19 protein-coding genes and 1 pseudogene are annotated in these 25214 nt (G+C 44.1%); 10 read left to right on the top strand and 10 right to left on the bottom strand.

Features of this window, described 5'->3' with window-relative positions; all coding sequences use genetic code 11:
• The 4 genes and pseudogenes from C7Y66_RS30920 to C7Y66_RS06700 form a co-directional block, all read left to right on the top strand.
• Positions 1-1213, top strand: a pseudogene (locus tag C7Y66_RS30920) (hypothetical protein); the annotation flags it as partial.
• Between the two features lie 497 nt (positions 1214-1710).
• Positions 1711-3789 carry a PAS domain-containing protein gene (locus C7Y66_RS06690; RefSeq protein WP_106544968.1) on the top strand — a complete coding sequence of 693 codons (2079 nt, stop codon included), beginning with the start codon at positions 1711-1713 and terminating at the stop codon, positions 3787-3789.
• 10 nt (positions 3790-3799) lie between these two features.
• Positions 3800-4498 (top strand): response regulator, encoded by a 699-nt coding sequence (locus tag C7Y66_RS06695; RefSeq protein ID WP_015155065.1) that lies wholly within the window; start codon positions 3800-3802, stop codon positions 4496-4498.
• Between the two features lie 182 nt (positions 4499-4680).
• The gene (locus C7Y66_RS06700; RefSeq protein WP_106544969.1) at positions 4681-5319 is read left to right on the top strand and encodes a response regulator transcription factor; all 639 of its coding nucleotides are present in this window, start codon (positions 4681-4683) and stop codon (positions 5317-5319) included.
• On the opposite strand, the gene C7Y66_RS06705 is transcribed toward C7Y66_RS06700, so the two are convergent.
• Complete coding sequence (locus tag C7Y66_RS06705; RefSeq protein ID WP_015155067.1) at positions 5308-5733, bottom strand: nucleoside deaminase; 426 nt, start codon at positions 5731-5733, stop codon at positions 5308-5310. The genes C7Y66_RS06700 and C7Y66_RS06705 overlap by 12 nt on opposite strands.
• 7 nt (positions 5734-5740) lie before the next feature.
• On the opposite strand from C7Y66_RS06705, the gene C7Y66_RS06710 reads away from it, so the two are divergent.
• Both C7Y66_RS06710 and C7Y66_RS06715 read left to right on the top strand, forming a co-directional pair.
• On the top strand, positions 5741-6532 hold the full coding sequence (locus C7Y66_RS06710) for an ion transporter (protein ID WP_015155068.1): 792 nt from the start codon (positions 5741-5743) through the stop codon (positions 6530-6532).
• 198 nt (positions 6533-6730) lie between these two features.
• On the top strand, positions 6731-7510 hold the full coding sequence (locus tag C7Y66_RS06715) for a GAF domain-containing protein (protein ID WP_233222557.1): 780 nt from the start codon (positions 6731-6733) through the stop codon (positions 7508-7510).
• Here C7Y66_RS06715 and C7Y66_RS06720 read toward each other — a convergent pair.
• From C7Y66_RS06720 to C7Y66_RS30440, 8 genes are all read right to left on the bottom strand, one after another.
• Complete coding sequence (locus tag C7Y66_RS06720) at positions 7440-8582, bottom strand: PstS family phosphate ABC transporter substrate-binding protein (protein ID WP_106544970.1); 1143 nt, start codon at positions 8580-8582, stop codon at positions 7440-7442. The two genes, C7Y66_RS06715 and C7Y66_RS06720, sit on opposite strands and share 71 nt — an antisense overlap.
• Before the next feature lie 60 nt (positions 8583-8642).
• A complete protein-coding gene (locus tag C7Y66_RS06725) occupies positions 8643-10190 on the bottom strand; it encodes a hypothetical protein (RefSeq protein WP_106544971.1) in 1548 nt (515 codons plus the stop codon).
• 197 nt (positions 10191-10387) lie between these two features.
• Positions 10388-11413, bottom strand: coding sequence for a hypothetical protein (locus tag C7Y66_RS06730; protein ID WP_106544972.1), 1026 nt, complete (start codon positions 11411-11413; stop codon positions 10388-10390).
• Positions 11414-11740: 327 nt separating this feature from the next.
• Entirely contained in the window at positions 11741-12043 is a 303-nt protein-coding gene (locus C7Y66_RS06735; RefSeq protein ID WP_106544973.1) for a transcriptional regulator, read from the bottom strand.
• A 9-nt stretch (positions 12044-12052) separates the two neighbouring features.
• A complete protein-coding gene (locus C7Y66_RS06740) occupies positions 12053-13042 on the bottom strand; it encodes a sodium-dependent bicarbonate transport family permease (protein WP_106544974.1) in 990 nt (329 codons plus the stop codon).
• Between the two features lie 56 nt (positions 13043-13098).
• Positions 13099-15156 carry a dynamin family protein gene (locus C7Y66_RS06745; protein WP_106544975.1) on the bottom strand — a complete coding sequence of 686 codons (2058 nt, stop codon included), beginning with the start codon at positions 15154-15156 and terminating at the stop codon, positions 13099-13101.
• 446 nt (positions 15157-15602) lie between these two features.
• Positions 15603-16391, bottom strand: coding sequence for a sulfite exporter TauE/SafE family protein (locus C7Y66_RS06750; protein WP_106544976.1), 789 nt, complete (start codon positions 16389-16391; stop codon positions 15603-15605).
• A gap of 239 nt (positions 16392-16630) precedes the next feature.
• Entirely contained in the window at positions 16631-16846 is a 216-nt protein-coding gene (locus C7Y66_RS30440) for a hypothetical protein (RefSeq protein ID WP_146149744.1), read from the bottom strand.
• A gap of 525 nt (positions 16847-17371) precedes the next feature.
• On the opposite strand from C7Y66_RS30440, the gene C7Y66_RS30445 reads away from it, so the two are divergent.
• The 4 genes from C7Y66_RS30445 to C7Y66_RS06770 all read left to right on the top strand — a co-directional run bounded on the left by C7Y66_RS30445 (position 17372) and on the right by C7Y66_RS06770 (position 24555).
• Positions 17372-17581: a hypothetical protein gene (locus C7Y66_RS30445; RefSeq protein WP_146149745.1), complete on the top strand. Its 210-nt coding sequence runs from the start codon at positions 17372-17374 to the stop codon at positions 17579-17581.
• A 470-nt stretch (positions 17582-18051) separates the two neighbouring features.
• Entirely contained in the window at positions 18052-22659 is a 4608-nt protein-coding gene (gene gltB / locus C7Y66_RS06760; RefSeq protein WP_106544978.1) for a glutamate synthase large subunit, read from the top strand.
• Positions 22660-22764: 105 nt separating this feature from the next.
• A complete protein-coding gene (gene gltD, locus C7Y66_RS06765; protein ID WP_106544979.1) occupies positions 22765-24252 on the top strand; it encodes a glutamate synthase small subunit in 1488 nt (495 codons plus the stop codon).
• Positions 24253-24342: 90 nt separating this feature from the next.
• Positions 24343-24555, top strand: coding sequence for a hypothetical protein (locus tag C7Y66_RS06770; RefSeq protein WP_015155072.1), 213 nt, complete (start codon positions 24343-24345; stop codon positions 24553-24555).
• A 66-nt stretch (positions 24556-24621) separates the two neighbouring features.
• On the opposite strand, the gene C7Y66_RS06775 is transcribed toward C7Y66_RS06770, so the two are convergent.
• Entirely contained in the window at positions 24622-25104 is a 483-nt protein-coding gene (locus C7Y66_RS06775) for a hypothetical protein (protein WP_106544980.1), read from the bottom strand.
• Positions 25105-25214 lie beyond the last annotated feature (110 nt).

Raw genomic sequence — 25214 nt, forward strand, 5'->3', positions numbered from 1 at the left:
AGATGTGTATAAGAGACAGGTGGAGTTGTCTCCTGAAGAACGAAGCCGCGTACCGCAAGTAGCAGCAGATCCATCTGTCATCCCGCCTATCAATACTGCTCAACAGCAAGCGCCTGCGCCTGCTCAGGGTTTTCAGTCAGAAATCTTACCTCCTCTGCCCGCACCATCACCTTTTTTACCACCACCGCCTGGGACTACGCCAATGTACCAAATGCCCAGTAGCGATGCTTTACCTCCACCTGCGCCTATCCCCCTACCACCGCCACCTCAAAATTTACTCTCGCAAAATCCTTTTGGACAGCCCCCAGCACCACAGCCAAATCAAGCAAATCAAAATCTCCAAATGCGGCAGATAGCGCCGCCAGCGAATGCCTTACCACCCATTCCCCTGCCTCCCACGCAAGGTTTGCAGCCTAGTCCACCACTAGCACAACCTCCCAAAAACTCGCCCGATCGCGCTCAACAAGAAAGGATGGCACGGCAAAATGCCCTGGCGCAACGGTTGGCAGCAAATCGCAGTAAAGCCGATACTTCCTCAACGAGCGATCGCGAACGGCTTTTGGACGCAGCAGCGCAACAGCAAGTTCAACGAGCCAAAGAACGCGAGGAACGTGCCTCTCGCTTAGCAGCCTCCTTACAACAGCGTCAATCTAATCCCGCACCGACTAACCCGCCAGCGACAAATCCGAATAGCGATCGCGCCTCTCGCCTCGCAGCCATACTCCAACAGCGACAACAGCGTCAATCTAATCCCACACCGACTACCCCTCCTGCGACAAATCCGAATAGCGATCGCGCCTCCCGTTTGGCAGCACTTCAGCAACGTCTTGCCCGACCGATCGGCGCTCGACCTGACTTTAAACCCGAATCGGGATCTACGCAGACAATTGCTCAAATTGAAGCCTTGCAGCAACAGTATCAAAAAGTACAACAAGCTTATCCGCAATTTGTCACGGCTGCGCCAATCCGCAAACGAGTTCCTGTATGTAATAAAAAACTCAATGGCGGCGAAGCGATTATTGCAGCACTAACCGATCCCACGGGCAAAATTGTGATTGGACCCGACGTGATTTCTAAAGATAGTCCTAGCGCCGTACAACAAGCTGCGATTCGCTATGTCAAACGCTATCCATTCACCAAGTCGGCTGCTCCCGTGAATCAAACCTTTCGTCTAGAATTCAGCCACAATCCTAGATTATGTTCTAGAAAGTAGTGCAACAATTCTGTTTGACTCTGCTGCTAAAGTTAGCTGCGATCGCTCAGTCATAGCTAACTCATACAATAATTTTTGGTTCAGGCAAGTCTCCCCCTAGCCCCCCTTTTTAAGGAGGGAAATAAAGCCCTCTTAAAAAGGGGGTTGGGGGATCTTCGATTATTCAAAATTACTATAAGTTACATCATCTATCACTTGATAATTTCATATACATCTATCTAAAGAGATACTTTTTAATATTTGTAAATTCGCTATTCTTAGCCTCAGACATCAATATAAGACATAAATGAAATTTGAATATTCAAACTTTTTCTGTTAGTTCTCATCTGATATTGGGAATGATAACTATATCGATCTAGGTTGCAATTTTTATGCATCAAATCAGTATAGTAGGAAGTTCGCAAACTTTTTTGACTCGTAGACCTTATTGCTAATAACAGCGATCGCAAAACTGCATCCATTACTATCATCTTTGGTTAGCAATTGGGCAAGAAATCATGAATCAAGAGCCAACCCCTGAATCCCTGAGCGCAACTATTAGTCAACTGAAACAAATCAACGAACAATTACAGCTTCAAGTTGCAGCACACCAGCGGGCAGAGGCAGAAGTTCGATTTTTGCATGGCATTACCCAGTTTATTAATGAATCTCACGATTTTCACTCTGCATTAGCAATCGCGCTAGAAAAAATCTGTCAGTTTACTGGCTGGCAATTTGGTGAAGCATGGACTCCCAGTTCTGACGATCGAAATTTAACATGTAGCCCTGCTTGGTACAGTGCCGACCCAAGCTTAGAGCAATTTCGCCACAGCAGCGAAGGATATAAATTTGCTGCCAATATCGGTTTACCTGGGCGTGTTTGGGTGTCAAAGCGTCCTGAGTGGTTGCACATTTCTCAGGAACCAGAAACCATATTTTTACGCAAATCCTTTGCAGATCGAGTTGGATTCAAAACGGCGTTGGGTATGCCAATTGTTGATAGTGGCGATCGCGTCCTAGCGGTGTTGGTATTTTTCATGTTTGCATCTTGCGCAGAAAATACCCATTTAATCGAGTTGGTTGCAACTATTGCTGTTCAGCTAGGCACTTTATTACAACGCCAACAAGCAGAAGCAGCACTATATCAAAGTCAAGCATGGCTGCAAGCAATTTTAGATAATTCCACAGCACTAATTTATATCAAAGATTTAGATGGAAAATATTTACTCGTCAATGTCTGGTTTAGCCTTCTATTCTATCCCGATCGCGCTGGGGTAAAAGGAAAAACTGACTACGACATTTTCCCTCCAGAAATTGCTGCTGTCTTACAGCAAAACGATCGAAAAGTTATAGCTGCTAAATCTCCAATTGATTGGGAAGAACTGTTACCACATGAGGATGACGGTTTACATACCTATCTTTCCATTAAATTTCCTCTCTATAACGAACGCGGTGAACCTTATGCGATTTGTGGAATTTCTACCGATATTACCGAACGCAAACGCGCTGAAGATGCCCTACGTTCCAGTATGGCGACAAATAGAGCTTTACTCAATGCGATCCCAGACTTGATGTTTCGCATCAATCGTTCGGGAGTTTTTGTCAACTTCAAAGCCGCAAAAGGCGATCGCTTGCACCTACCAGCACATGAATTTTTAGGTAAACATTTATCTGAAGTATTTCCTACTGAAATTGCCAAAGCATTTGATAGTTGTATAAAACGTACTTTATTTACTAATGAAGTGCAAATTTTAGAATGTCAGCTGATTGTAAATGATGAATTCAGAGATTACGAATTACGCATTGCTGTCAGTGCTGAAAATGAAGTTATGGCAATTGTGCGCGATATTACCGATCGCAAGCGAACGGAAGCAGAAATTCGCCTTGCTTTAGAAAAAGAGAAAGAGCTAGGAGAACTCAAATCGCGGTTTGTAACGATGGCTTCCCATGAATTTCGCACGCCTCTAGCAACGATTTTATCTTCTTCAGAATTGCTCGAACACTACAGTCATAAATGGAGTGAAGATCGAAAACTAAATCATTTACAAAGAATTCAAACATCTGTAAAACACATGACTCAATTATTAAATGACGTACTCTTAATTGGTAAAGCCGAGGCAGGTAAATTAGAATTTAAACCCCTACTCATCGACCTCAAACAATTTTGTCACGAAATTGTTGAAGAAATTCAATTAACAGCCAGCGATCGCCAAATTATTTTTCAGTGTCACGCAGACGAGCGGATTACGGGAATGATGGATGAGAAATTGCTACGTCATATTTTTATCAATCTCCTTTCCAATGCTGTTAAATATTCCCCTGCCGACAGTCCAGTTAATTTTGAATTAACTAACGAATGCGACACAGTTATTTTTCGGGTTCGAGATCGAGGAATTGGTATTCCCTTAGCAGAGCAAGCAGAAATTTTTAGTAGTTTCCACCGTGCTAGTAACGTCGGAAATATTTCTGGTACAGGACTCGGTTTAGCGATTGTAAAAAAATCAATCGATTTACACGATGGCAAAATTGCAGTTGAAAGTTCAGTTGGCTTAGGCACGATTTTCACTGTAGTACTTCCTTTAAACAAGCAGGTATAGGTACAAAAACATGGCTAAAATTCTTGTGATTGAAGACGAACCAGATGTTAGAAATAATCTCGTAGAACTGCTAGAGTCAGAAGACTTTGACGTTGCTAGTTCAGAAAATGGTTTGATGGGAGCGCTGTGGGCGCAGCAGTATTTACCAGACTTAATTATTTGCGATGTCATGATGCCAGAAATTGACGGCTATGAGGTACTCGCTGCTCTACGGGAAGAAGCAACAACAGCGACAATTCCTTTTGTTTTTCTCACAGCAATGGCTGATAAAGCAAATGTCCGTCAAGGCATGGAGTTAGGAGCAGATGATTATTTAACTAAACCTTTTACTAGGGAAGAATTATTAGGAGCAGTTACCACTCGGCTAGCAAAACAGCAAGCGGTGGCACAACAATACCAAGCAGAATACAAAAGAGCAGAAGCGCTTAAACAAAGAGTACAAGAGCTACAACAGTATATCGAAACAAAAGATGAAGTCTTGCAGCAATTACAGCAAAATTTGTCTAGTACTGTACCGAAACTGAATATCGCGATTAATATTCTCAAGAATCTCACACCTGGCGCGCAACGCGATCGCTGTTTAGCAATTATTCAAACAGCCTGTGCTGAGGAAATTTCTATGTTAAGTCAACTTCCCTACTCCAAGATTTTTACAGAGGAATTATCAGAGTTGTTACGCCAATGTCAAATTACCAATGAAGAAACTTAGAATGTAGTGAGGAGAATTCAGAATTCGGAATTCGGAATTCGGAATTCGGAATTGGTAATGGGTAATGGGTAATTGGGTGGTGAGTGGTGAGTGGTGCGTGAATTGACTACCCCTCTGCTCCTCTGCCCCTCTGCTCCTCTGCCCCTCTGCTCCCTGCTCCCTCTACTATCTTTCTAATTCAAATGATCCAAATCTTAGTGGTAGACGATCAAAGCTTAATTCGCCAAGGATTGAAAGCATTATTGGAATTAGATCCTGAATTAACCGTCGTTGGTGAAGCAGAAAATGGGCAACTTGCACTTCAATTAGCTCAAGAATTACGTCCAGATGTAATATTAATGGATATTCGGATGCCGTTGATGGATGGCGTTGCAGCAACACGAGAAATTTTGCAACAACTACCGCAAACTAAAGTTCTAGTTTTAACAACTTTTGACGATGACGAATACGTAAAAGCAGCGATCGCTCACGGAGCTATGGGTTACTTACTCAAAGATACACCTTCAGAGGAATTAGCTGTAGCAATTCATGCCGTACATAAAGGATATACGCAATTGGGACCGGGAATTGTGAAAAAACTCCTGGTATCTCCTCTGTCTGTACCAAAACCCACTCCTCCGCCAGTACTGCAAGAACTCACGCCTAGAGAATTAGAAATTTTACAATTAATTGCTTCTGGGGCAAATAATCGCGAAATTGCTCAGAAACTATTTATTTCTGAAGGAACCGTAAAAAATCACGTTACGAATATTTTAAATCGACTGAATTTGCGCGATCGCACTCAAGCTGCCATTTTTGCGAATACTTTTCTATTTAAATAATTTCACACACTCCTCTCGCAACACGCCTTTTGTCACTTTAATATTTCTAAAAGACTTAGCAATTATCTCATCACATGCTAGATCGATCTGCGATTGGTTCACCGAGATCAAATCTTCGATTGAAGCCCCAATTATAATTTCTGATACACCAGCCCATACGCAAACACTCGCGCACATCGGGCAAGGTTCACCTGTAGCGTATATCGTATATCCTTCTAAAGACGGAGTTTGAATTTTAGCTGTTAAACTACGAATGACATTCATTTCTGCATGAGCAGAAGGATCGCAATCTCGCTTGACTGTGTTATACCCTTTAGCTACGACTTCGTTATCTTTGACAATTACAGCACCGTAAGGAGAATCGCCCTGTTTTGCTTCTGCCAAAGCTAATCGCATAAAATCTTCAGGTGTCATCTGTGTCATGTTACTCAAACAGCGTGTAGGATTTTATTTAGAAGATATTGAAACGCCCGCAGGTCGGACAACCACTTTAATTATTACAGGTTTAGTTCTACTATCTTCTGCTATTTTTGTTGCAGACACTTATTCGATTCCTCCTAAAGTTCGTAGTCTGCTCGATTTTTTTGACACGATAATCATCTTTATTTTTACTTTGGAATATTTGCTGAGGTTCTGGTGTGCAGAAAACAGAATGCAATACTTTTTCAGCGTTTATTCTTTTATCGATCTCATGGCGATTTTGCCAGTTTTTTCAGGATTTATAGATATCAATTTTAGCTACGTCCGCTTGCTGCGATGGTTTCGTATTTTAAAACTAGTTCGTTTTCTGCAAGGGAGAACTTTATTTGGTCGCATTGGGACGGAAGACAGTGTTATCTTTGCTAGAATATTGTTTACTTTATTTGCGATCGTTTTTGTTTATTCGGGTTTGATTTATCAAGCCGAGCATGTTATCAATCCAAAAGTATTTCATACTTTTTTGGATGCAGTGTATTTCTCAGTTGTCACGATGACAACTGTAGGATTTGGTGACGTAACTCCTATTTCCCAAGCAGGAAGGTTTCTCACAGTTCTGATGATTTTAACCGGAATTGCCCTAATTCCTTGGCAATTAGGCGATTTAATTAAACAATTAGTCAAAACATCAGATCGCGTAGAGACAAATTGTCCTACTTGTGGGTTAGCATTGCACGATGCTGATGCTCGGTTTTGTAAAGCTTGCGGTACGAGATTAGAAAAGATTCAGACTTGATTCTCTAACAAACCAGTCGCTCTTTCGCAATTCAGCTTTGTAGAAACGTTACATGTAACGTCTCTACACCGAGAACTAATAGAAGTACTACTTTTGGCGTAGGAACATATGCTTGAACCTGAGTATAATAACTCAAGTAAAAAATGTTATTTTTGTCAAGTTAAGATTTATAGTTCGGTTTCAATTTAGGGTAGTTCTATGGTTTTGTGGGCAGACTACGATAACTTTCCCATCCCTTATAAGGGATGGAATGTGGCTGTGGGCGAAAAATACGTAGGTAACAGACAACAGCTGGCAACCGCCTTCACGAAGCTATTGGCATGGCTGCGAGAGTATATGTCTGTAGACACTGCTACAATCCTACTACCAGATGAAGATCGGGAAAATTTGCTCGTATATGCTACCGTCGGACTTGAAGAAGAAATTACACAAAAAATTCGTATTCCTATAGGTCGGGGTATTGCAGGTAGAATTGCTGCAAGTAGTAAGTCAATGGTGACTCACAATCTATTGGAGGAGGAGATTGTCAGTCCGATTTTACGGCAGAAAGGACTGCGATCGCTCGTCGGCGTTCCCTTGCCAATGCAAGAAGGTATGGTTGGGGTTCTACACGTTGGTTCGCTTCAAGAACGCCAATTTACCGAACGTGACGTGCAGCAACTGCAAGTTGTGGTTCATCGTTTAAAGTCAATCATGCTGACAGCACAATTCAACTGTCTTTCTGATTCTGCCAGCAAGACAGCTAACCGTATTTGTGCAATCCACCTTTCCTGGTTGAAGCATTGTCAGAGATTACAGAAATTCCCAATCTCTCTACCGCAATCCTTAAGAAATGGTTCGTTGGCGATCGAAGCAATAGAACAACAAGCTTATTCCAACCTCCAGCAAAGTCCGATAATTAAATTGCTTACAGGCGAATTGGTACAAACCCTGCTTTCTCGATCGAACGCTGACCTTCACGAGATAACAGCAAATTAGTATAGGCAACTCCCGCTTGCTCGTCCAATAATCCATCCCTGCGAATGACGATAAATAAGCGTCTAGTTAGGGGATAGGAACCATCTCGGATAACTTCTACATTAACCTGGCGATTGATATTTATGGGTTGCACGTATTGATTAGAATTTTCCCTAGCAAGACCGATAGGACGAATCGATCGCTGGCTGGCTACTGCTTGCATAGAAGCGTAGGAAATTGCGCCTGGGGTGGATGCTACTTTGCGTACCTGTTCGGTGTAATCGCGCACGATTTGCACGTTGGAACCTATTTTAGCGCCTTTGATACTGGCAAATAGATACTTGAGCGAACCAGTAGTCTGAGGATCGCGAGCAATTGGTACGATTGGCAGGTTAGGTCCTCCTACCTGTTTCCAGTTAGTTACTTTAGCCATGAAAATATCCTGGAGTTGACCGATCGACAATCCTGCAATGGCTAAATCTCGATGGGTATAAAATGCAATGCCATCAAAGCCAATGGGGATTTGTTCCAATCTGAGATTGCGGTTTTTAGCTTTGTCATACTCAGCGTCCTCAATCGGTCGTGCCGTTTGCCCAAAACTAACGTAGTCGCCAATCAACATGGCAATAACTGAACCGGAACCTGGAGCACTATTATCAATAGGCTCGGTGAACCGCAGGCGAAATTTTGGATGAGCTTGGGCTATAGTTTCATTAAGACCTTGTGAAGCTACAGTAGCAAATAGGGGGGTACGACTATAGTTAAACAAACCTTCTGGGACGTTTGGAACCTCCCGCATAGTATTGTAGAGCTTAATGTTAGGAGAGCGGCTGATATTAGTTTGTGCAACTGAAGATCGATCTGGCAATTGCCAATTCAACAAAACTAATAAGCCTCTACCAATTGGTAGTAACAACAGCAGCGCCAAACCCAACCAAAGAATAGAAGATTGAACCCTAATTCGCTCGATAAGTTTGTTCGGCACAACAGTATTTTGTTTGAGCGGATGATGGCAGATCTCACAGTGCGTAGCAGTAGCGGAATTAGCATCATAACTACATTTACGGCAGACCTGACCTAGTTTTGTCTCCATAAAACATCCTCTATCAGTATTTAATATTTGTGTCCGAGATTACCAGTAGTCCCACAAGACTTAAGGATCGTATTGTCGCTCAAACGTATAAATGTTGCTATTTTCAGAGATAATTGTTGTTGGAGGATTCCTACCGGATAGTCGGTTAAAAGTGTAAATATTACTGTTTTTGGTGTAGGTGAGATTGCCTGCTGCTGCTACTACCTCCAAAGCCTCTGTAAAGGGAACTCGATCGAGTGAAACAGAGACAGTACCGCCGATCGATCTATCTGCGACTACGCAGACATGAGCCATCTTAGCTAGCAACTCCAGCACATCCTGAATATCTACGTTTTGGACTTGCAAGCTGATTAGTTTTTCTGCCTTAGTAAGTCCTGGTTCCGACGGTATGGTTTGGTCTTGACGGTTTAGAAGTTCTAAGTTGAAGATGCAGCGGCAGCACTCTGCATACACTTCTAGGCATAAGGGGCGAGTTTTGAGGAGAATTTGCTCGCATAAAGCCGTAGTTTGACTTGAATCTAATGTATGCCATTGGTCAAAGGTACAATTTGTCCAACTTTCGAGTTCGTCGCGCAGTTGCACTGCATTGACTCGCTCTACCAAAAAGTTCTGCAACAGCGGTAAGAATAGCTGCCCAATTGAGCCACGAGCGGTAAAGTATTCTTGCACCCTAGCAAGCAGATCGTCGATTTGCTTCACTGAGTCGGCATACAGGCGCGTTTGCTGTGCGAGTTCGCCGACTAGTTGCGCCGATTGAGTGTAAATTTCAGCTTCCAATTTAAAATTGTATGCTGTAGCAAAGGCTGATAAAACTACTTGCCAGTTTGCGCGATCGCTACTAAATAATTTCCATCTGCGTTCCTCAAGTTGGGGATTCAGGTTGTAGTAAGCTCTCCAAGCCGAGCTTTCTCGTCTCAGGCAGTCTTGCCGTCGTGCTTCATAATTGGCACGGATACTGTCAAAAGTCTTGATTAAAGAATTTAACCACTCAAGCAGCGATCGCGCTCCTATCTGATGCATTTGGTCAAAATAACCCTGCAATTGGCGCAGCATCTTCGCTCGCAGTACTAGTACGTTAGATTGTAACTGTGCCAAAGAACCGCTTTCTGCCGTTGGAGAGGTAAACCATTCAGCTAGCTGACGAGTTTCCTGCTCTAGCCATTGTTGTCGCTGAGATGCCAATTGTTGTTGACACTTTTGCTGGAGCGATTCCATACGTATTGCTAGTTGTTTAGTCAGCAGCGTGGCTGTGGCTGTCCGGTTTAAAGTAGTGAAGCAAGGTTCTCTACTTCCAGGATCGTTCAGTCCTAATTCGCTGACAACGCTCTCTACTGAGTACTTTAGTAATGGTAGAGAGCGCCACTGCACGATCAACTGCGCTGCCAAATAGTAACTCCAGCTTTCGAGTTGAGAAGTTGGTATAGGAACGTTGACAAAACGTAATTGCCTTAACTGTGGGTATCTAGCACTAGCTTCCAAAACAAGATTCTGTAATAGCGAGAAGTTGCTGTTCTCCCTACTACCCAACCTAATAAGTGCCAATGCCTCTGAGCATTGTTCCCAATCAAATTGCACCCCTGATTCCATAAAAACTACACCCTGCGGCATCTTGTCAATTAGTTTTATGTATGCTTATTTTCTATGCAACCATAAATCGGCGCGATCGCGTTGGTCGATTCACTACAAGAAACAGTTATCTGTTATCATTCAGGACGGCAAAATGATGCAATTTGGAACGAGATAGGGGACGGGAGACGGAAGACTGGAGTACCCATGAATGAATATGTGGAATTGAAACTGTAGTACTAGGGCATCAAGACTTTTGAATTTTCGTTGTCGATCGACTCACTCCTATACAACTGAGGGTATATTAGACCAAAAATTCCCACCAAAGTCAGAATTACCAAAACGATAACCCAGTATTTGCTACTAGTGATGGTAAGTGAAGATAAACTCAGTTGCTGTTTTGGCTTAGTTGCTGTCACCAGATTTTGCAGTTGCCTCTCAATCGGCTTTTGGAAAGGCTGGGAGCCATTCGACCACAGGCGCAAAACCAAGTGGCGATCGCGCAGCCAACTAGAATGGTATTGTTGACTCAACTCCCACACCAGCCACAGCAGCGGTGCTGCCGCCCCTGTTGGTCTAAGGCTAGCAGCATCTGATGTCTGCACTATGGGGATCAGCGAGTAGAAAGTTCGGTAATAGGCATTGACCGCCTTTAAGCTAGCAGTCATCGGTTGGAGTGCTGGTTGGAGTTGCTGATGTAGGCAACTAGGATTGAGTAGGTCGCACTTGGTGAGAATGAGTCCAAAGGGATAGTGTGAGTCATGCAAGTGTACCAAGTTGACGATTTCCATAACCTGTTTAATACTCTCCTTTAGCACCTGCAAGTAGGCTTTGTTGTGTACTAGCGCGTAGGCATCAATAAATACACAGCAGCCGTGGGAGCTAGACACCAAAGTACGAAATTCCCGATTGTGAATTGTGCAAATTTCTCCTGGAATGTCCCACCAGTGAAAATGACATAAAGTTTGAGTTCTCGACCATCTTTGCCGCTTCAAGCTAAAGCTAAAATTGGTGGTTCGCAAGGTCGGGGGTGGATATTGTCCTGACTGGGCGATGTAGCTATAGATGCTGTCGATGTTTGACTGTGCTTGGCTATCCTGGCAGTCAAACCACAAGTGTTGTCGACTTGTACTCGGTGGCAATACTTCAGTCCAACTATTACCATGTAGTTCAGCATAGCTGCCAGCAAGAAAGACTGTTTTGCCCACTCCCCGATGACCAATGCTGACCAAGTTAAATGTTTGTTTAGTAGTTACGGACTTCATTTTTTTGGTCTCGATTTTTTTAAATGCTAATACGTTAGGATGTTGATATTTTCTCTATTTAACTGTTAAGCTTTTAAGTATAAAGATTCATGAAATACGAGTTTTGATAAAGTTTGGGCGATCGTTTTGCAAGGTATCTCTTACCCAACTGTTCGATCTTTTAAACCACTTAATCGAGTAACGATGAAAGATTAAATTTGGTAAGCGAGAAGCAACCTATTTTACGAGTAGTTCGATCTGCTTTTTAACTTGTAAATGCTTCTACTCGATCTTTTAGGTATTTTATTTGCCTATTTTGCGATCGGAATTGATCGACACTCTTTACCCCTAGATATACTTCTCCCCCCGCGAAACCCCTACGTCATGTAAATAGACAATCACCGCGTAGTCAGAAAAGTATTTTTCGGCAAGGCAGGTTAAGATATCTTCGGCAACCTCCGAACTTACCACAGTCTCAATCTTGGAGTTCTTGCGCTCCCACTGGCTGGTTCGCACTCCTCGCGAGCCTTCTCCGCCCACCTGACTTACAGTGTATCCCTTAGCTCCCAGCTGCTTGATTTCGAGTAGAAGTCGATCCTCAAGTATAGCCTCGGCGATGATAACAACCAGTTTTAACGATGTCAGCTTCATCCTAATCCTTTAGTTATAGAACCATCCGGCAATAAAATAGTAGAGCGGCAAGCCTAAAGTGAGGTTGAAAGGCAAGGTGACGGCAAGTGTAGTGGTCAGGTAGTAGCCTGGGTTAGCCTTGGGGAGGGAAAGTCTGACCGCGATTGGAGCGCCAATGTATGACGCACCCGCTGCGATTCCTCCAAGTACGAAGCTTCCGCCTTTAGAAAGCCCAGTCAGCCAGCCTAACCAGATACCTAGAGATGCATAGACGATCGGCATTACAACTCCAAAGCTGACTAGGAAAAGACCGACCTTGGTAAGGTCACGAAAGCGCTGCGCCGCCACAATGCCCGTGTCCAAGAGGAACAGGGTGAGAATTCCCCGGAATGGCTCCACAAATACGGGGGCTACCTGCTTGAAACTCTCCTCACCCGCCATATAGCCAATGAAGAGACCGCCCAAGACGAGCATGATGCTGGGTTCGGTCAGAATTTCGTGCCAGAGGTGAGTCCAAGAGGTTTGCTTCTTCTTCAAGGTCACAAAGGCGATGAGAAGTGACACGACAATGGCTGGCACTTCTGGCAGGGATAGCAGAGCTAGCATAAACCCCTCATAGGGTATCTTGAGTGCCTTTAGGAAGTCCAAGCTGGCAATGAAAGTGACTACAGAGGTCGAGCCATAGTGGGCGGCGATCGCGGCGGCGTTGGAGACATCAAACTTACCCAGGCGGTGTATGATGAAGTACGTCACAAGGGGGATGACTACACCTAGACTCAGGCTGGCTAAAGCTGGAAGCCAGAACTCTGAAAAGGGAGTGTGGGAAAGCGCAACTCCCCCTTCCAGCCCTATAGCAAGAAGCAGATAGATCGTGAGGGATTGGTAAAACGCTTCTGGAAATTTGAAGTGGCTCCGCACCAGCGTAATTACGTTCCCAAAAACATATGCCAAGATAATTGGGGAGTGTAGGTGCTGCCTTAGTGCTGTCTCTAGCGTTACCGTTGCTGTTGATACTGCCATAGCAAGCTGATAGTTTTGTAGAGCTAATGTATTGTTTCTTTTCGGCTATTTTCGGCTCATGCAACTCGACGATCTCTAGTCAAATCTTGTTGTACTTGCAATCTGCCAATCTGAGCAATCAGGATATTTAATTCCCTTTCAAGATCTTCTAGATCTTGCGAAACTACTGCTAATTCATCAATTCTTTGTTCGACATAAGCTTGACCTTTTTGCTTTTCCTTAAGAATTGAATCTACTTGATTCCGAATACTGTGGATTTCTTTACCAAGTCCCCGATCTACAGTAACTTGAATATCGCTGAACTTACTCAGAATATCTTCAGCGAATTTTTCAGCCTGTTCTTTAGCCGATTTTCGCAATTGTTCAGTGAATTTCAAGGTTATTACTTTCTTGATTTTCTGTTCAATTTGCTGATTTACCTTCTTAAACTCATCTTCAGCTAAACTAGCTAAAACAACAATCACAGCTGGGATTACTACCCAGGAACAGAGACCAATCACAACTAAAGAAGCAAGTGCGGCTCCCATTATCTTGACCCCTATAGTTGTGAATCCTGACCAAGGGGTTAATCCTAAAATAACTCTAGTCCATCCAGGACTTCCTGTAATAGGATTTCCAGCAGCAGAGAATAGTCGTTCGAGATCGGAAGCTTTCCTTGTTGTTGAAATAGAAGACTGTTTTCCAGAAACAAGCTGAGATCGGATGTCGTCCACTAAACGGATAAACTCATTTGCTCTCGCATCAATATCTAGCTTGAGATCGTGCAACCGACTAGTAAGAAGTGGTTGTAATTCTCTAGCTTGCCAAGGAATAAATTCATTCTCTATTTGGAGAGCAAGGTGACTGGCTAGTTCGTAAACTATCTGCTTTACCTGCACTTGCATTTCTGCCTCGTTCACAAACATCTTTCCTTGAAAGATATCAATATTACATTCGAGTTGGTACTCTTCTACCCACAAAGCAATTTTCTCAGCAATACTTTCGTAAAAAGTGTAAGCTTGGTCTTTGATTTGCAGTTTTAGATCGTCACAAAAATGAGAGATTCTAATTCCTATTTGTTTGCGCTTAAGTTCGAGCTGCTTTAACGGAATTTGAGCGGCATGATATCGTTGTTCAATAACTTGACTATCGGTTCGCAGCATCGCCTCTCGTTCGGGAATAATCCGCCGCGCTTCATTAATTGATTGCCAGATATACTTTGTTGGCTCAAGAATTTTTAGTCGTCCTCTGTCAGTAGTCAGAAAATTCTCTAATTCCCTTTCTAAAATTGGTAGACCCGACTCAATAACCTTCTGCTCGTCGCCCTCAATGCGACCCTCCAAAGCCTCAGATGCACTCAGGAAAAATACTCCTTTCTCACCCCGTTTAGTCAGAGGTAATAATTTAGACTTTCCAAACCTCTTGACTCTCTCTTTTTCCTTATTTTTAATCAGGTCAAAACGATTGCAGATGAAAAAAATATCTTCGTGACCAATCGCCCTCAAATTATTTTCGATAACTCTCAATTCTGTTTTTGAAGCCAGAGCTTCGCATGAAAGTACAAAAATAACTGCGTCAACGATTGGCAAGTAGTCCATCGCGATCTTCTCACGAATATTATGCTCGTTCAGCCCAGGAGAATCAATAATCTCTACGCCCTTTCGACAAAGCTCCAGAGGCCAAAATATTTTAACTTCTTCAGCAGGATTTATATAGTTTTCATCAATTTCAGTCTTAATTTCAACATATTCCTCAATGTCGTTTATGGAAATTTCTTTTGGTTGCCTTTCTAAACTATCCTGAGCATGAAGATGTAAAAATGCTTTAGGCGAATCACCCCACTGGATTGAATTGATAATTCCAGTACATGGTGTTGCATGTGCTGGTAAAATTTCTTGACCTAGTAGAGCATTGATAAAAGTACTCTTACCCCGTTTGAATTCCCCGATTACAAGTATCTTAAAAGTATCTGTAGAAATACGTTCTTTTAATGAATGGAGAGTCTCTTCCCATTCTGCCATGTCTAGAGTCGATAGTAAGGACAATTGCCGCTCAACTAGAGAGTTCAACTCACTACGCTTTTGGAGGAAGGTCTCATAGTTTTCATGAACGTTAGTGGCGATCGTAGGCAGCATAAAATTTTCCTTAAATGACTTTTTGTTTTACTCAATCATTCATCAACATAAATGCTTGCTAGGCAACTCTAGATAAATTGAAATATTTTCCAAGATTGGTTGTCATTAGTCATGAGTTGTTTTAGCAGAATTTAGTAGCTGATATACAACAAATATCATTGGTGTAAAAGGTTATAAATTTCTCCATTTGGTCTTTTATAGTAGAAGGTACAAGAAAAAACCTTTCAAACAAAAGATGGTAGGTTACTTTGATATCTTTACCTTTCAGTGCTTAACTACACTGTCGGAGCAATGGAGCAAGTTTGTAAGAAAATCAAATTAGTGCGTCCCCAGTTTGTTGCTGTCGGTGAGCGCGTTGTCTTTACCAGCGATTGAGTGTAGATTACACCGCCAAAGGTGACAAAATTGGAACCAAAACGTGACAATTTGGAAGAATATTTACATTCTTAAAAAAGAAAATTAGCGAGTAGATAAATCTGAATAAATAAATAATTTACCAAACCAAAAAAAGAATTTCGTTGTTCCCATAAAATGACCATGCCACTGAATACTGTTAAACAATTAATTAAGTACTTGAACCATTCATCGTTTATTTTTATCAAGACAAACTGACCTATCCAATTGGCTGGAGCTGCTGCTATGCCAATTGCTAAACCATATAACATATAATGCCTAGTCAATGAACCGCAAATAGCGTAAATTAACATTTTGGCAAAATTTACTACCAACACATTCGCTGCCTTAGTAGCAATCATCTGTTCTTTATTCAATCCGTAGTTTAGGTAAAAAGTATTTAATGCAGGTCCTGTACTACCGATAATTCCAGAAATAAAAGAACCCAGAAAACCAGCTATTAAAAAATACCAAGTGCGAACAGTAAAAGATTTTTCTTGCTTGCTAAAGCCAGAACTAAATACTGTAGCTACAAGAAAGAATCCAATCAATATTTGCAGTCCTTCTATCTTGGCGCATGTAAACACGTAAGCACCTAAAAAAGCTCCTGCTCCTGCTCCAGGCAAATACCACTGTACCACTTGCCAATTAATACTCTGCCGGAAAAGCAAGATTCTCTGTGAATTACTAAGCATTATCCCAGTTGTGACAACAGGTGGGACAGCTTGCGCTCCTAACAAGGAATCAATTAGCGGCATGAGTACAAGGTTGCTCCCGCCACCAGCTAGGGTTCCGATCAATCCAGCAGTAAAACTTACTAATGTTAGGCAAATGATGTTCATGGCTGAGTAGTATTAACGTTGCCCTGTATTTACCGCAGCCCGATCTAGCTCACAAATTCCACAACTAAAGTCTTCTAGTCGCAAAATTCCTATTTTTTGTTCAGGGCTTTTCTGTAAGATCTCTGAGTCTCATGGTATTTGTCCATCGGTTACTTTGAATCCCAATTACTCTTGAAGGATGTCGAGCTTTGATGTATTTCCATCAATTAAGCTGTGATGCTTTTGATAGCCTTCTTTAACTAAATGAAGAGAACCGATTTTAAAATGGCAATGGCATAAAGAATACTGCGATCGCGGCATTCGATCTTACTAGAATAAAAGCGATCGCAGTATATGTCCAGAGCAGATGAAACCGAAGACAGGGTAGAAATTATCGTACCAAGCGCTGATGCTTTTACTCTACTCGGTACTGTAAATCGATCGCTAGGATTGAGCTTGTCTATCCTTAACTGCATGGAGCTTAAATTTATGCCTCGTATAGTGTTCTGGAATGAGCTGCTCCAAACGATCTACAAGAATATGTTATCGAAAGATAAGTGTAGGCAGATAGCGACACCAAGTAGCTAGTGCAGCTACAGCAAAGGTGGAAACAAAACCGCAGGCGAAGAATGTTTCAAGGGGTGACATAGGTTTCTCCAAATCATTGACACTCAAGCGTTGTTCAGCAATCTTGTACGCACGAGATAAATAACAAAGCGCAATCGCTCAGAATTGCGTGAATGGTTCTGTAGAGTTGCTGCATCATTTTGGCTAGCAGTTCTATTGCTGAACTTGCTTTAAAGATTAGGCTGATAAGGAGACAAAGCGGAGACGAAAAAGTAACAAACTTGGGAATATCGCAAATTGTCTACAGGGTTCTGTGACAAAAACTGGTAGATTATAATAATTCAGGAAGACAGCCACCCGCGCCTATTTAATTCAACTTCACATCGCTAAAACATCTTCACAGAGTCCAAAAATTACCGATTGAACGGCGGCGATTGCTGAAAAAGAGTTTATTTGGCATAGCACAAAAATATTTAAATGTGTTGGTATGTCAAGATATTCAGATGATGGAGGAAGAACAGCTTGCTTATCTCCTGTGTCCAGAGCGTCAGAACTACGAACTCGATCCAGCCTTGGCTAGCGTAACAAGATTGATGCGCCATCAAGTAGCAAAGAATACGGCAGATTTTTCAGCCTTGAGTTAGTTACGAAAATTAATATCAGAGGCGATCGCGTTTCCCGTAAGAATCGATACAATAAGCTTCTTGTAGGAGTCGATTTTGCCTGTGAAGTCAAAAATAAAATTAGTCAATTAGCGATCGCGCGATCGCGAAGGCTGTCTTCAGAGGGAAATCGGAACCAAAATTGATTTGATTCAAGTGGTTTTGCAATCGTGAAATTTAAAGAATTGAAATTTAAAGAATTGAGATTTTTCGTTAACAAGTGTTTCAGAAATTATTAGGGGCGCATAGCTATGCGCCCCTAATACAACAGATAACTAATAATTTCCTTAAGAGCCGAACATTTACATCTCTACTCGTTAGAGAATGCAAATTAGAATGCGCCTTTACTATCAGGTGTAAACTTCCTACACCCCATATTCCTGTCAATAACTTCCAACTACCGACTGCCAATTTCATCACGACCCTTCATTGCCACGGATAAATCGCCAATTATGAATAGCAATCAACTACCACCAAAACAGGGACTCTACGATCCACAGTTCGAGCATGATGCGTGCGGTGTAGGATTCATCGTTCATATGAAGGGCAAACAATCGCACGAAATTGTAGAACAAGCACTCACAATTCTGTTAAATCTCAATCACCGTGGCGCGTGTGGTAGCGAGATTAATACAGGCGATGGCGCTGGAATTCTCTTGCAAGTTCCGCATAAATTTCTCAAAAAAGTTGCAGCCGCAGAAAATATTAACCTGCCAGAAGCAGGACGTTATGGCGTTGGTATCATCTATTGCGCGCCAGATGCCGCAGTCAGGGAGCAGAGTCGGCAGATATTTGAAAAGATTGTGGCAGAGGAAGGTCAAAAAGTCCTCGGTTGGCGTGATGTACCGACAGATAACTCCTCATTAGGTAACACCGCTAAAGCTAGCGAACCTTTCGTACAGCAAGTTTTCATCCAACGTGCTGACAATTTAATCACTGAAACAGATTTCGATCGCAAACTATACGTCATTCGCAGACGTTCTCAAAACGAAATTCGCACTACGCAGATAGATCCGTACTGGTATCCATCGAGTCTTTCGTGTCGGACAATTGTTTATAAAGGAATGTTAATGCCCGTGCAGGTGGGGCAATATTATCCTGACTTGCAAGATCCGGATCTAGAAAGCGCCCTAGCACTAGTACACTCTCGCTTTAGTACGAATACATTCCCCAGTTGGGAGCGATCGCATCCTTATCGCTACATTGCTCATAATGGTGAAATTAATACCCTGCGCGGTAACATCAACTGGATGCACGCGCGGCAATCTTTGTTTGAGTCAGAATTATTTGGCGCAGATTTAGAGAAGCTAAAGCCAGTCATCAATATGGACGGCAGCGACTCGATGATCTTTGACAACGTGCTAGAGTTACTAACACTCGCAGGGCGATCGCTGCCTCATGCAGTAATGATGATGATCCCCGAACCGTGGACGGCGCACGAGTCGATGAGCGAGGAGAAAAAGGCATTTTATAAATATCATTCCTGTTTAATGGAACCGTGGGATGGTCCCGCCTCAATCGCCTTTACCGATGGGACGACAATCGGCGCGGTACTCGATAGAAATGGCTTGCGTCCGTCACGATATTACGTCACCAAAGACGACTTGGTAATCATGGCATCCGAAGCGGGTGTATTGCCAATTGAACCAGAACGTGTAGCGTCAAAAGGGCGCTTGGAACCAGGAAGAATGTTTCTGGTAGATATGGCACAAGGACGGATTATTGCCGACGAAGAAATCAAACACCAAATCGTCACCGCACATCCATATCGGGAATGGTTGGATAAGTATATGGTGGCGTTAGCGGGAATTGTAGGGGCGCACGGCTGTGCGCCCCTACAAGATAATTCAATCCCTTACCCCTCACCCCTCATTCAGCGCCAAATGGCATTTGGATATACGTTTGAGGAGTTGCGGCTGTTGTTGACTCCGATGGCAAAGGATGGAGTTGAGGCAGTAGGTGCGATGGGTGCGGATACGCCGTTGGCTGTTTTATCTGACCGTCCCAAATTGCTTTACGATTACTTCCAGCAGTTGTTTGCTCAGGTGACGAACCCGCCGATTGATTCGATCCGCGAAGAAATTATTACTTCGGCAGAAACTACTATTGGTTCGGAACGGAATTTACTCAAACCAGAACCAGAAAGTTGTCGTTTAATTGAATTGAAAACACCAATTCTGAGTAATGAAGAGTTGGCAAAACTGAAATATATCAATGAAGATAATTTCAGCTCCGTGACGATTCCCATCCTGTTTAACCCAAAAAATGGGGTGAAGGGATTAGAAACAGCACTGGATGAAATTTGCAGCCAAGCAGACAAAGCCATTGCATCTGGTGTCAATATTATTATCCTGAGCGATCGCGGTGTGGATCGAAATAATGCCCCGATCCCAGCATTACTCGCAGTTTCCGGTTTGCATCACCACTTAATTCGCACGGGAACCCGCACGCGGGTAGGAATTGTCCTGGAATCGGGAGAACCACGGGAGGTACATCATTACGCCGTGTTACTCGGTTACGGTTGTGGGGCAATTAATCCTTATTTGGCTTTTGAGACAATTGAAAGTTTAATTCAGCAAGGTTCGCTACTCGATGTTGATTTCAAAACTGCGTGTAAGAACTACGTCAAAGCCGCAACTAAGGGTGTGATTAAAGTTGCCTCCAAAATTGGGATTTCTACCCTGCAAAGCTATCGTGGAGCGCAAATTTTTGAAGGCATCGGCTTAAATCAGTCGGTAATTGACAAATATTTTACCTGGACGGCATCGCGGATTGAAGGTATAGATATAGAAGCGATCGCCAAAGAAGCAATTTTACGTCACGCTCACGCCTTCCCAGACCGTCCCACCAACGGACATACGCTGGATGTTGGGGGTGAATATCAATGGCGCAAAGAAGGTGAAGCGCACCTATTTAGCCCGCAGACAATCCATACGCTGCAAAAAGCCGTCCGTGAAGGAAATTACGACAGTTACAAGCAATACGCCACCCTAGTAAACGAGCAAAATCAGCAGTTTTTTACCCTACGCGGACTATTGCAATTTAAAGCACGTCAACCAATCCCAATTGAAGAAGTCGAACCGATTGAGGCGATTATGAAACGCTTCAAGACAGGGGCGATGAGTTATGGCTCAATTTCCAAAGAGGCGCACGAAACACTGGCGATCGCCATGAACCGGATTGGTGGTAAATCTAATACTGGGGAAGGTGGCGAAGATCCAGAAAGATATACCTGGACGAACGATCTCGGTGACTCAAAAAATAGCGCCATCAAACAAGTGGCTTCCGGTCGATTTGGCGTAACTAGCTTGTATTTATCCCAAGCGAAGGAACTTCAAATCAAGATGGCGCAGGGGGCAAAACCAGGGGAAGGCGGACAGCTACCAGGACGCAAGGTGTACCCCTCAATTGCCAAAGTCCGTCACTCCACGCCAGGAGTAGGACTAATTTCGCCCCCACCACACCACGATATTTATTCAATTGAAGACCTCGCCGAGTTAATTCACGATTTGAAAAATGCCAATCGTCAAGCACGAGTCAGTGTGAAGCTAGTGTCTGAGGTTGGCGTGGGAACAATTGCCGCAGGGGTTGCCAAAGCGCACGCTGATGTGGTATTAATTTCTGGTTTTGATGGTGGTACGGGTGCTTCGCCGCAGACTTCAATCAAACACGCGGGGCTACCTTGGGAATTGGGGTTAGCAGAGACGCATCAAACTTTGGTGCTGAATAATTTGCGATCGCGCATCGTTGTCGAAACAGACGGACAGATGAAGACGGGGCGCGATGTTGTTGTCGCAGCACTGTTGGGTGCAGAGGAGTTTGGTTTTTCTACCGCACCCCTCGTTTCCCTTGGCTGTATTATGATGCGCGTCTGCCACCTCAACACCTGTCCGGTGGGGGTAGCGACACAAGACCCACAGCTGCGGCAAAACTTCACGGGCGATCCAGAACACACGGTCAACTTTATGAAGTTTATCGCCCAAGAAGTGCGGGAAATTATGGCACAACTCGGTTTCCGCAGCTTGAATGAAATGGTTGGTCGCACTGAAGTACTAGAAGCAAAACAAGCGATCGCCCATTGGAAAGCAAAAGGCATTGACTTGTCAAAGATTCTCTACCAGCCGCAAGTAAGTGCAGAAGTCGGGCGTTATTGTCAAATTCCTCAAGACCACGGGTTAGAACAGTCCCTCGACATGACAGTATTACTGGAATTATGTCAAGAGGCGATCGAACACGGTAAACCAATCAAAGCCACTCTACCGATTAAAAATATCAATCGCGTCGTCGGCACGATTCTCGGAAACGAAATCAGCAAACGTCATTGGGATGGTTTACCCGAAGACACCGTACACCTACATTTCCAAGGTAGTGCAGGGCAGAGTTTCGGTGCATTCGTCCCCAAAGGCGTAACTCTCGAACTCGAAGGTGATGCCAACGATTACCTGGGTAAAGGACTTAGCGGTGGCAAGATTATTGTTTATCCACCCGTAGAGTCTACATTTGTCCCAGAAGAAAACATCATCATTGGGAATGTTGCCTTCTATGGTGCAACCAGTGGTGAGGCGTATATTTCCGGTGTTGCCGGAGAACGCTTCTGCGTGCGTAACTCTGGTGTCAATACCGTTGTGGAAGGCGTAGGGGATCACGGTTGCGAATACATGACTGGTGGTAAAGTTGTCATCCTGGGTACTACCGGACGTAACTTTGCCGCAGGGATGAGTGGTGGTGTTGCCTATATTCTCGACGAGAAAGGCGATTTTGCTACTCGCTGTAATACGCAAATGGTAGGACTGGAAAGACTCGAAGATCCAGAAGAAATCGCGATCGTGCGGCAAATGATTCAGAAACACGCTGACTATACCGATAGCCAGAAAGCAAAGCAAGTTCTCACCAACTGGGAAGCGACAATCCCGCAATTTGTCAAAGTCATGCCACGGGATTACAAGCGCGTGTTGCAAGCCATAAAACAAGCCCTAGCATCCGGCTTAAGTGGCGACGACGCCCTCACCGCCGCCTTTGAAGAAAACGCCCGCGATGTCTCCCGCATTGGCGGCAGCTAATTCAGTGACCAGTGACCAGTGACCAGTGACCAGTTACTAGTGACTTTTCTCCCTCTGCTCTCTTCTTTTTTTCACGCATCACGCACCACGCACCACCTTTAAACTATGGGCAAACCAACAGGCTTTATCGAATATCTCCGTGAAGTGGCATCGGAAGTTGCGCCAGTCGATCGCATCCACAACTGGGACGAGTTTCACATCCATATGCCAGAGGAGAAACTGCGAACCCAAGGCGCGCGCTGTATGGATTGTGGCGTACCGTTTTGCCACACGGGTACAGTTATTAATGGCATGGCAAGCGGTTGTCCGATTAATAATTTGATTCCTGAGTGGAACGACCTGATCTATCGCGGACTTTGGCGCGAAGCCCTCGATCGCCTGCATAAAACTAACAACTTCCCCGAATTTACAGGGCGCGTCTGTCCTGCACCGTGTGAAGGTGCTTGCGTGCTGGGCATTAATAACCCTCCCGTGACAATTAAGAATATTGAAAATGCGATCGCTGATAAAGGTTGGGAAGCGGGCTGGATCGAACCTCATCCCCCAGAAAAGCGCACGGGGAAAAAAGTTGCCGTTGTCGGTTCGGGTCCGGCGGGACTATGTGCCGCAGCACAACTCAATACAGCAGGACACTGGGTCACGGTATTTGAACGCGCCGATCGCCCAGGTGGATTGCTGATGTATGGTATTCCCAACATGAAATTGGATAAGCAGGAAGTCGTCCAGCGTCGCCTGAATATTTTGGAACAGGAGGGCGTAAAATTTGTTTGCAATACCGAAATTGGTAAAGACATCTCTGCGGAAACCCTGCTAAAAGAATTTGATGCTGTAGTTCTCTGTGTCGGTGCGACCAAACCCCGCGACTTACCTATCGAAGGACGAGAGTTGAAGGGAATTCACTTCGCAATGGATTTCCTCACTGCCAATACCCAAGCAATTCTAGATAACCACAGAAACAATAATTTCATCTCTGCTGCCGATAAAGATGTCGTGATTATTGGCGGTGGCGATACTGGAACTGATTGTGTTGGTACGTCAATCCGCCACAGTTGCAACAGCATCGTCCAATTGGAAATTATGCCTCAGCCACCCCTCACCCGTGCCGCGAATAACCCGTGGCCCGAATATCCCAAAGTCTACAAAATGGATTACGGACAGGAGGAAGCGGCAGCTAAATTTGGCGCTGACCCCCGCGTATATATCACCACTGCGACCAAATTTGAAGGCGACGAGAACGGCTGCGTCAAAGCCGTCCACACGGTACAAATAGAATGGACGAAAAACGACAAAGGGCAGTTTATCCCACAGCAAGTCCCTGGTACGGAAAGAGTCATACCCGCCCAACTCGTCTTACTGGCGATGGGTTTCCTTGGACCCGAACAACCCCTAATTGATGCCCTCAGACTCGATCGCGACCCCCGCAGCAATATCAAAGCCGACTATGGTAAGTATGCTACCAGTATCCCTGGAGTTTTCGCCGCTGGCGATTGTCGTCGCGGACAAAGCTTAGTCGTTTGGGCATTCAACGAGGGTCGCGGTGCAGCCCGCGAGTGCGACCTTTACCTCATGGGTAGCACGGATTTACCTTTTTAATGGGGAGTCGGGAGTCGAGAGTCGGTAGGGGCGCACGGCTGTGCGCCCGTACTAGGGAGTCAGGAGTAGCAACCAACAACCAATTACCATATGACAAAAATTTCACCCAGAACTATCTATCACAACCTCAGACTACTGGAACAGGTTAATGCTGCTACTAGTGCTGTTTACAGACAACTGGCACAAGAAGTATTGGCAGATCCAGAAGTGGAACTCGTCTGGCGACAGGCGATCGCCAATCGACTCAATCACGCCAACCACCTACTAGAAATGCAGATGGCTAACGATAACGATAGCTACTGAGGAGAATTCGGAATTCGGAGTTCGGAATTCGGAATTAAATCGTTTCCTTTAGCTGCTTTAGTTCTCTTATCCCGACTCCCCACTCCCGATTCCCCACTCCCCAGTTTGCTCGATTTCTCGGCACTTTGCTTCAGCGTCTTTGAATGCTGCGGCATAATCAGCGCCACCTAGCATGACATCGCCATAATACTCATAAGGGGCTTCTCCGTAGACTGGTAAGGGGTCGTCTTCTGGGTAATCTTCTTTTGACTCTTCTATGGTTGCCTTGAGTTGTGGCACGGTGAGGCGCTGAGCAGGAAAGTAATAGAGTGTTTCAATGTGGCGATCCAGATGGGGAAACGTCGGATCGACAATGCGATCGCCTAATTCGAGCCAGCCATACTCTACCATTTCACACGGCGCGCTGGCAAAGACTAAAAAGCCCTGTACGTAGACCGATTCCTCTATCAACAGCGCCGCTTTATAGGCGTTATCAAAACACTTAGTTGCTTTACTCTTAATCCGTTTGGCAACTTCCATCGAAAGAGTTACATCTAAAATTTTACTCATATCAAACTGTTGTTACATCTCAATCCCAATTTTTGAATGTTTTGACTTTTGTACGGGCGTGTTTACCAATTATCTCTGACTACGACCAAATATTGCTGGCAAACCCGCCC

The organism is Chroococcidiopsis sp. CCALA 051 (assembly GCF_003015105.1).
Classification (GTDB): domain Bacteria; phylum Cyanobacteriota; class Cyanobacteriia; order Cyanobacteriales; family Chroococcidiopsidaceae; genus Chroococcidiopsis; species Chroococcidiopsis thermalis.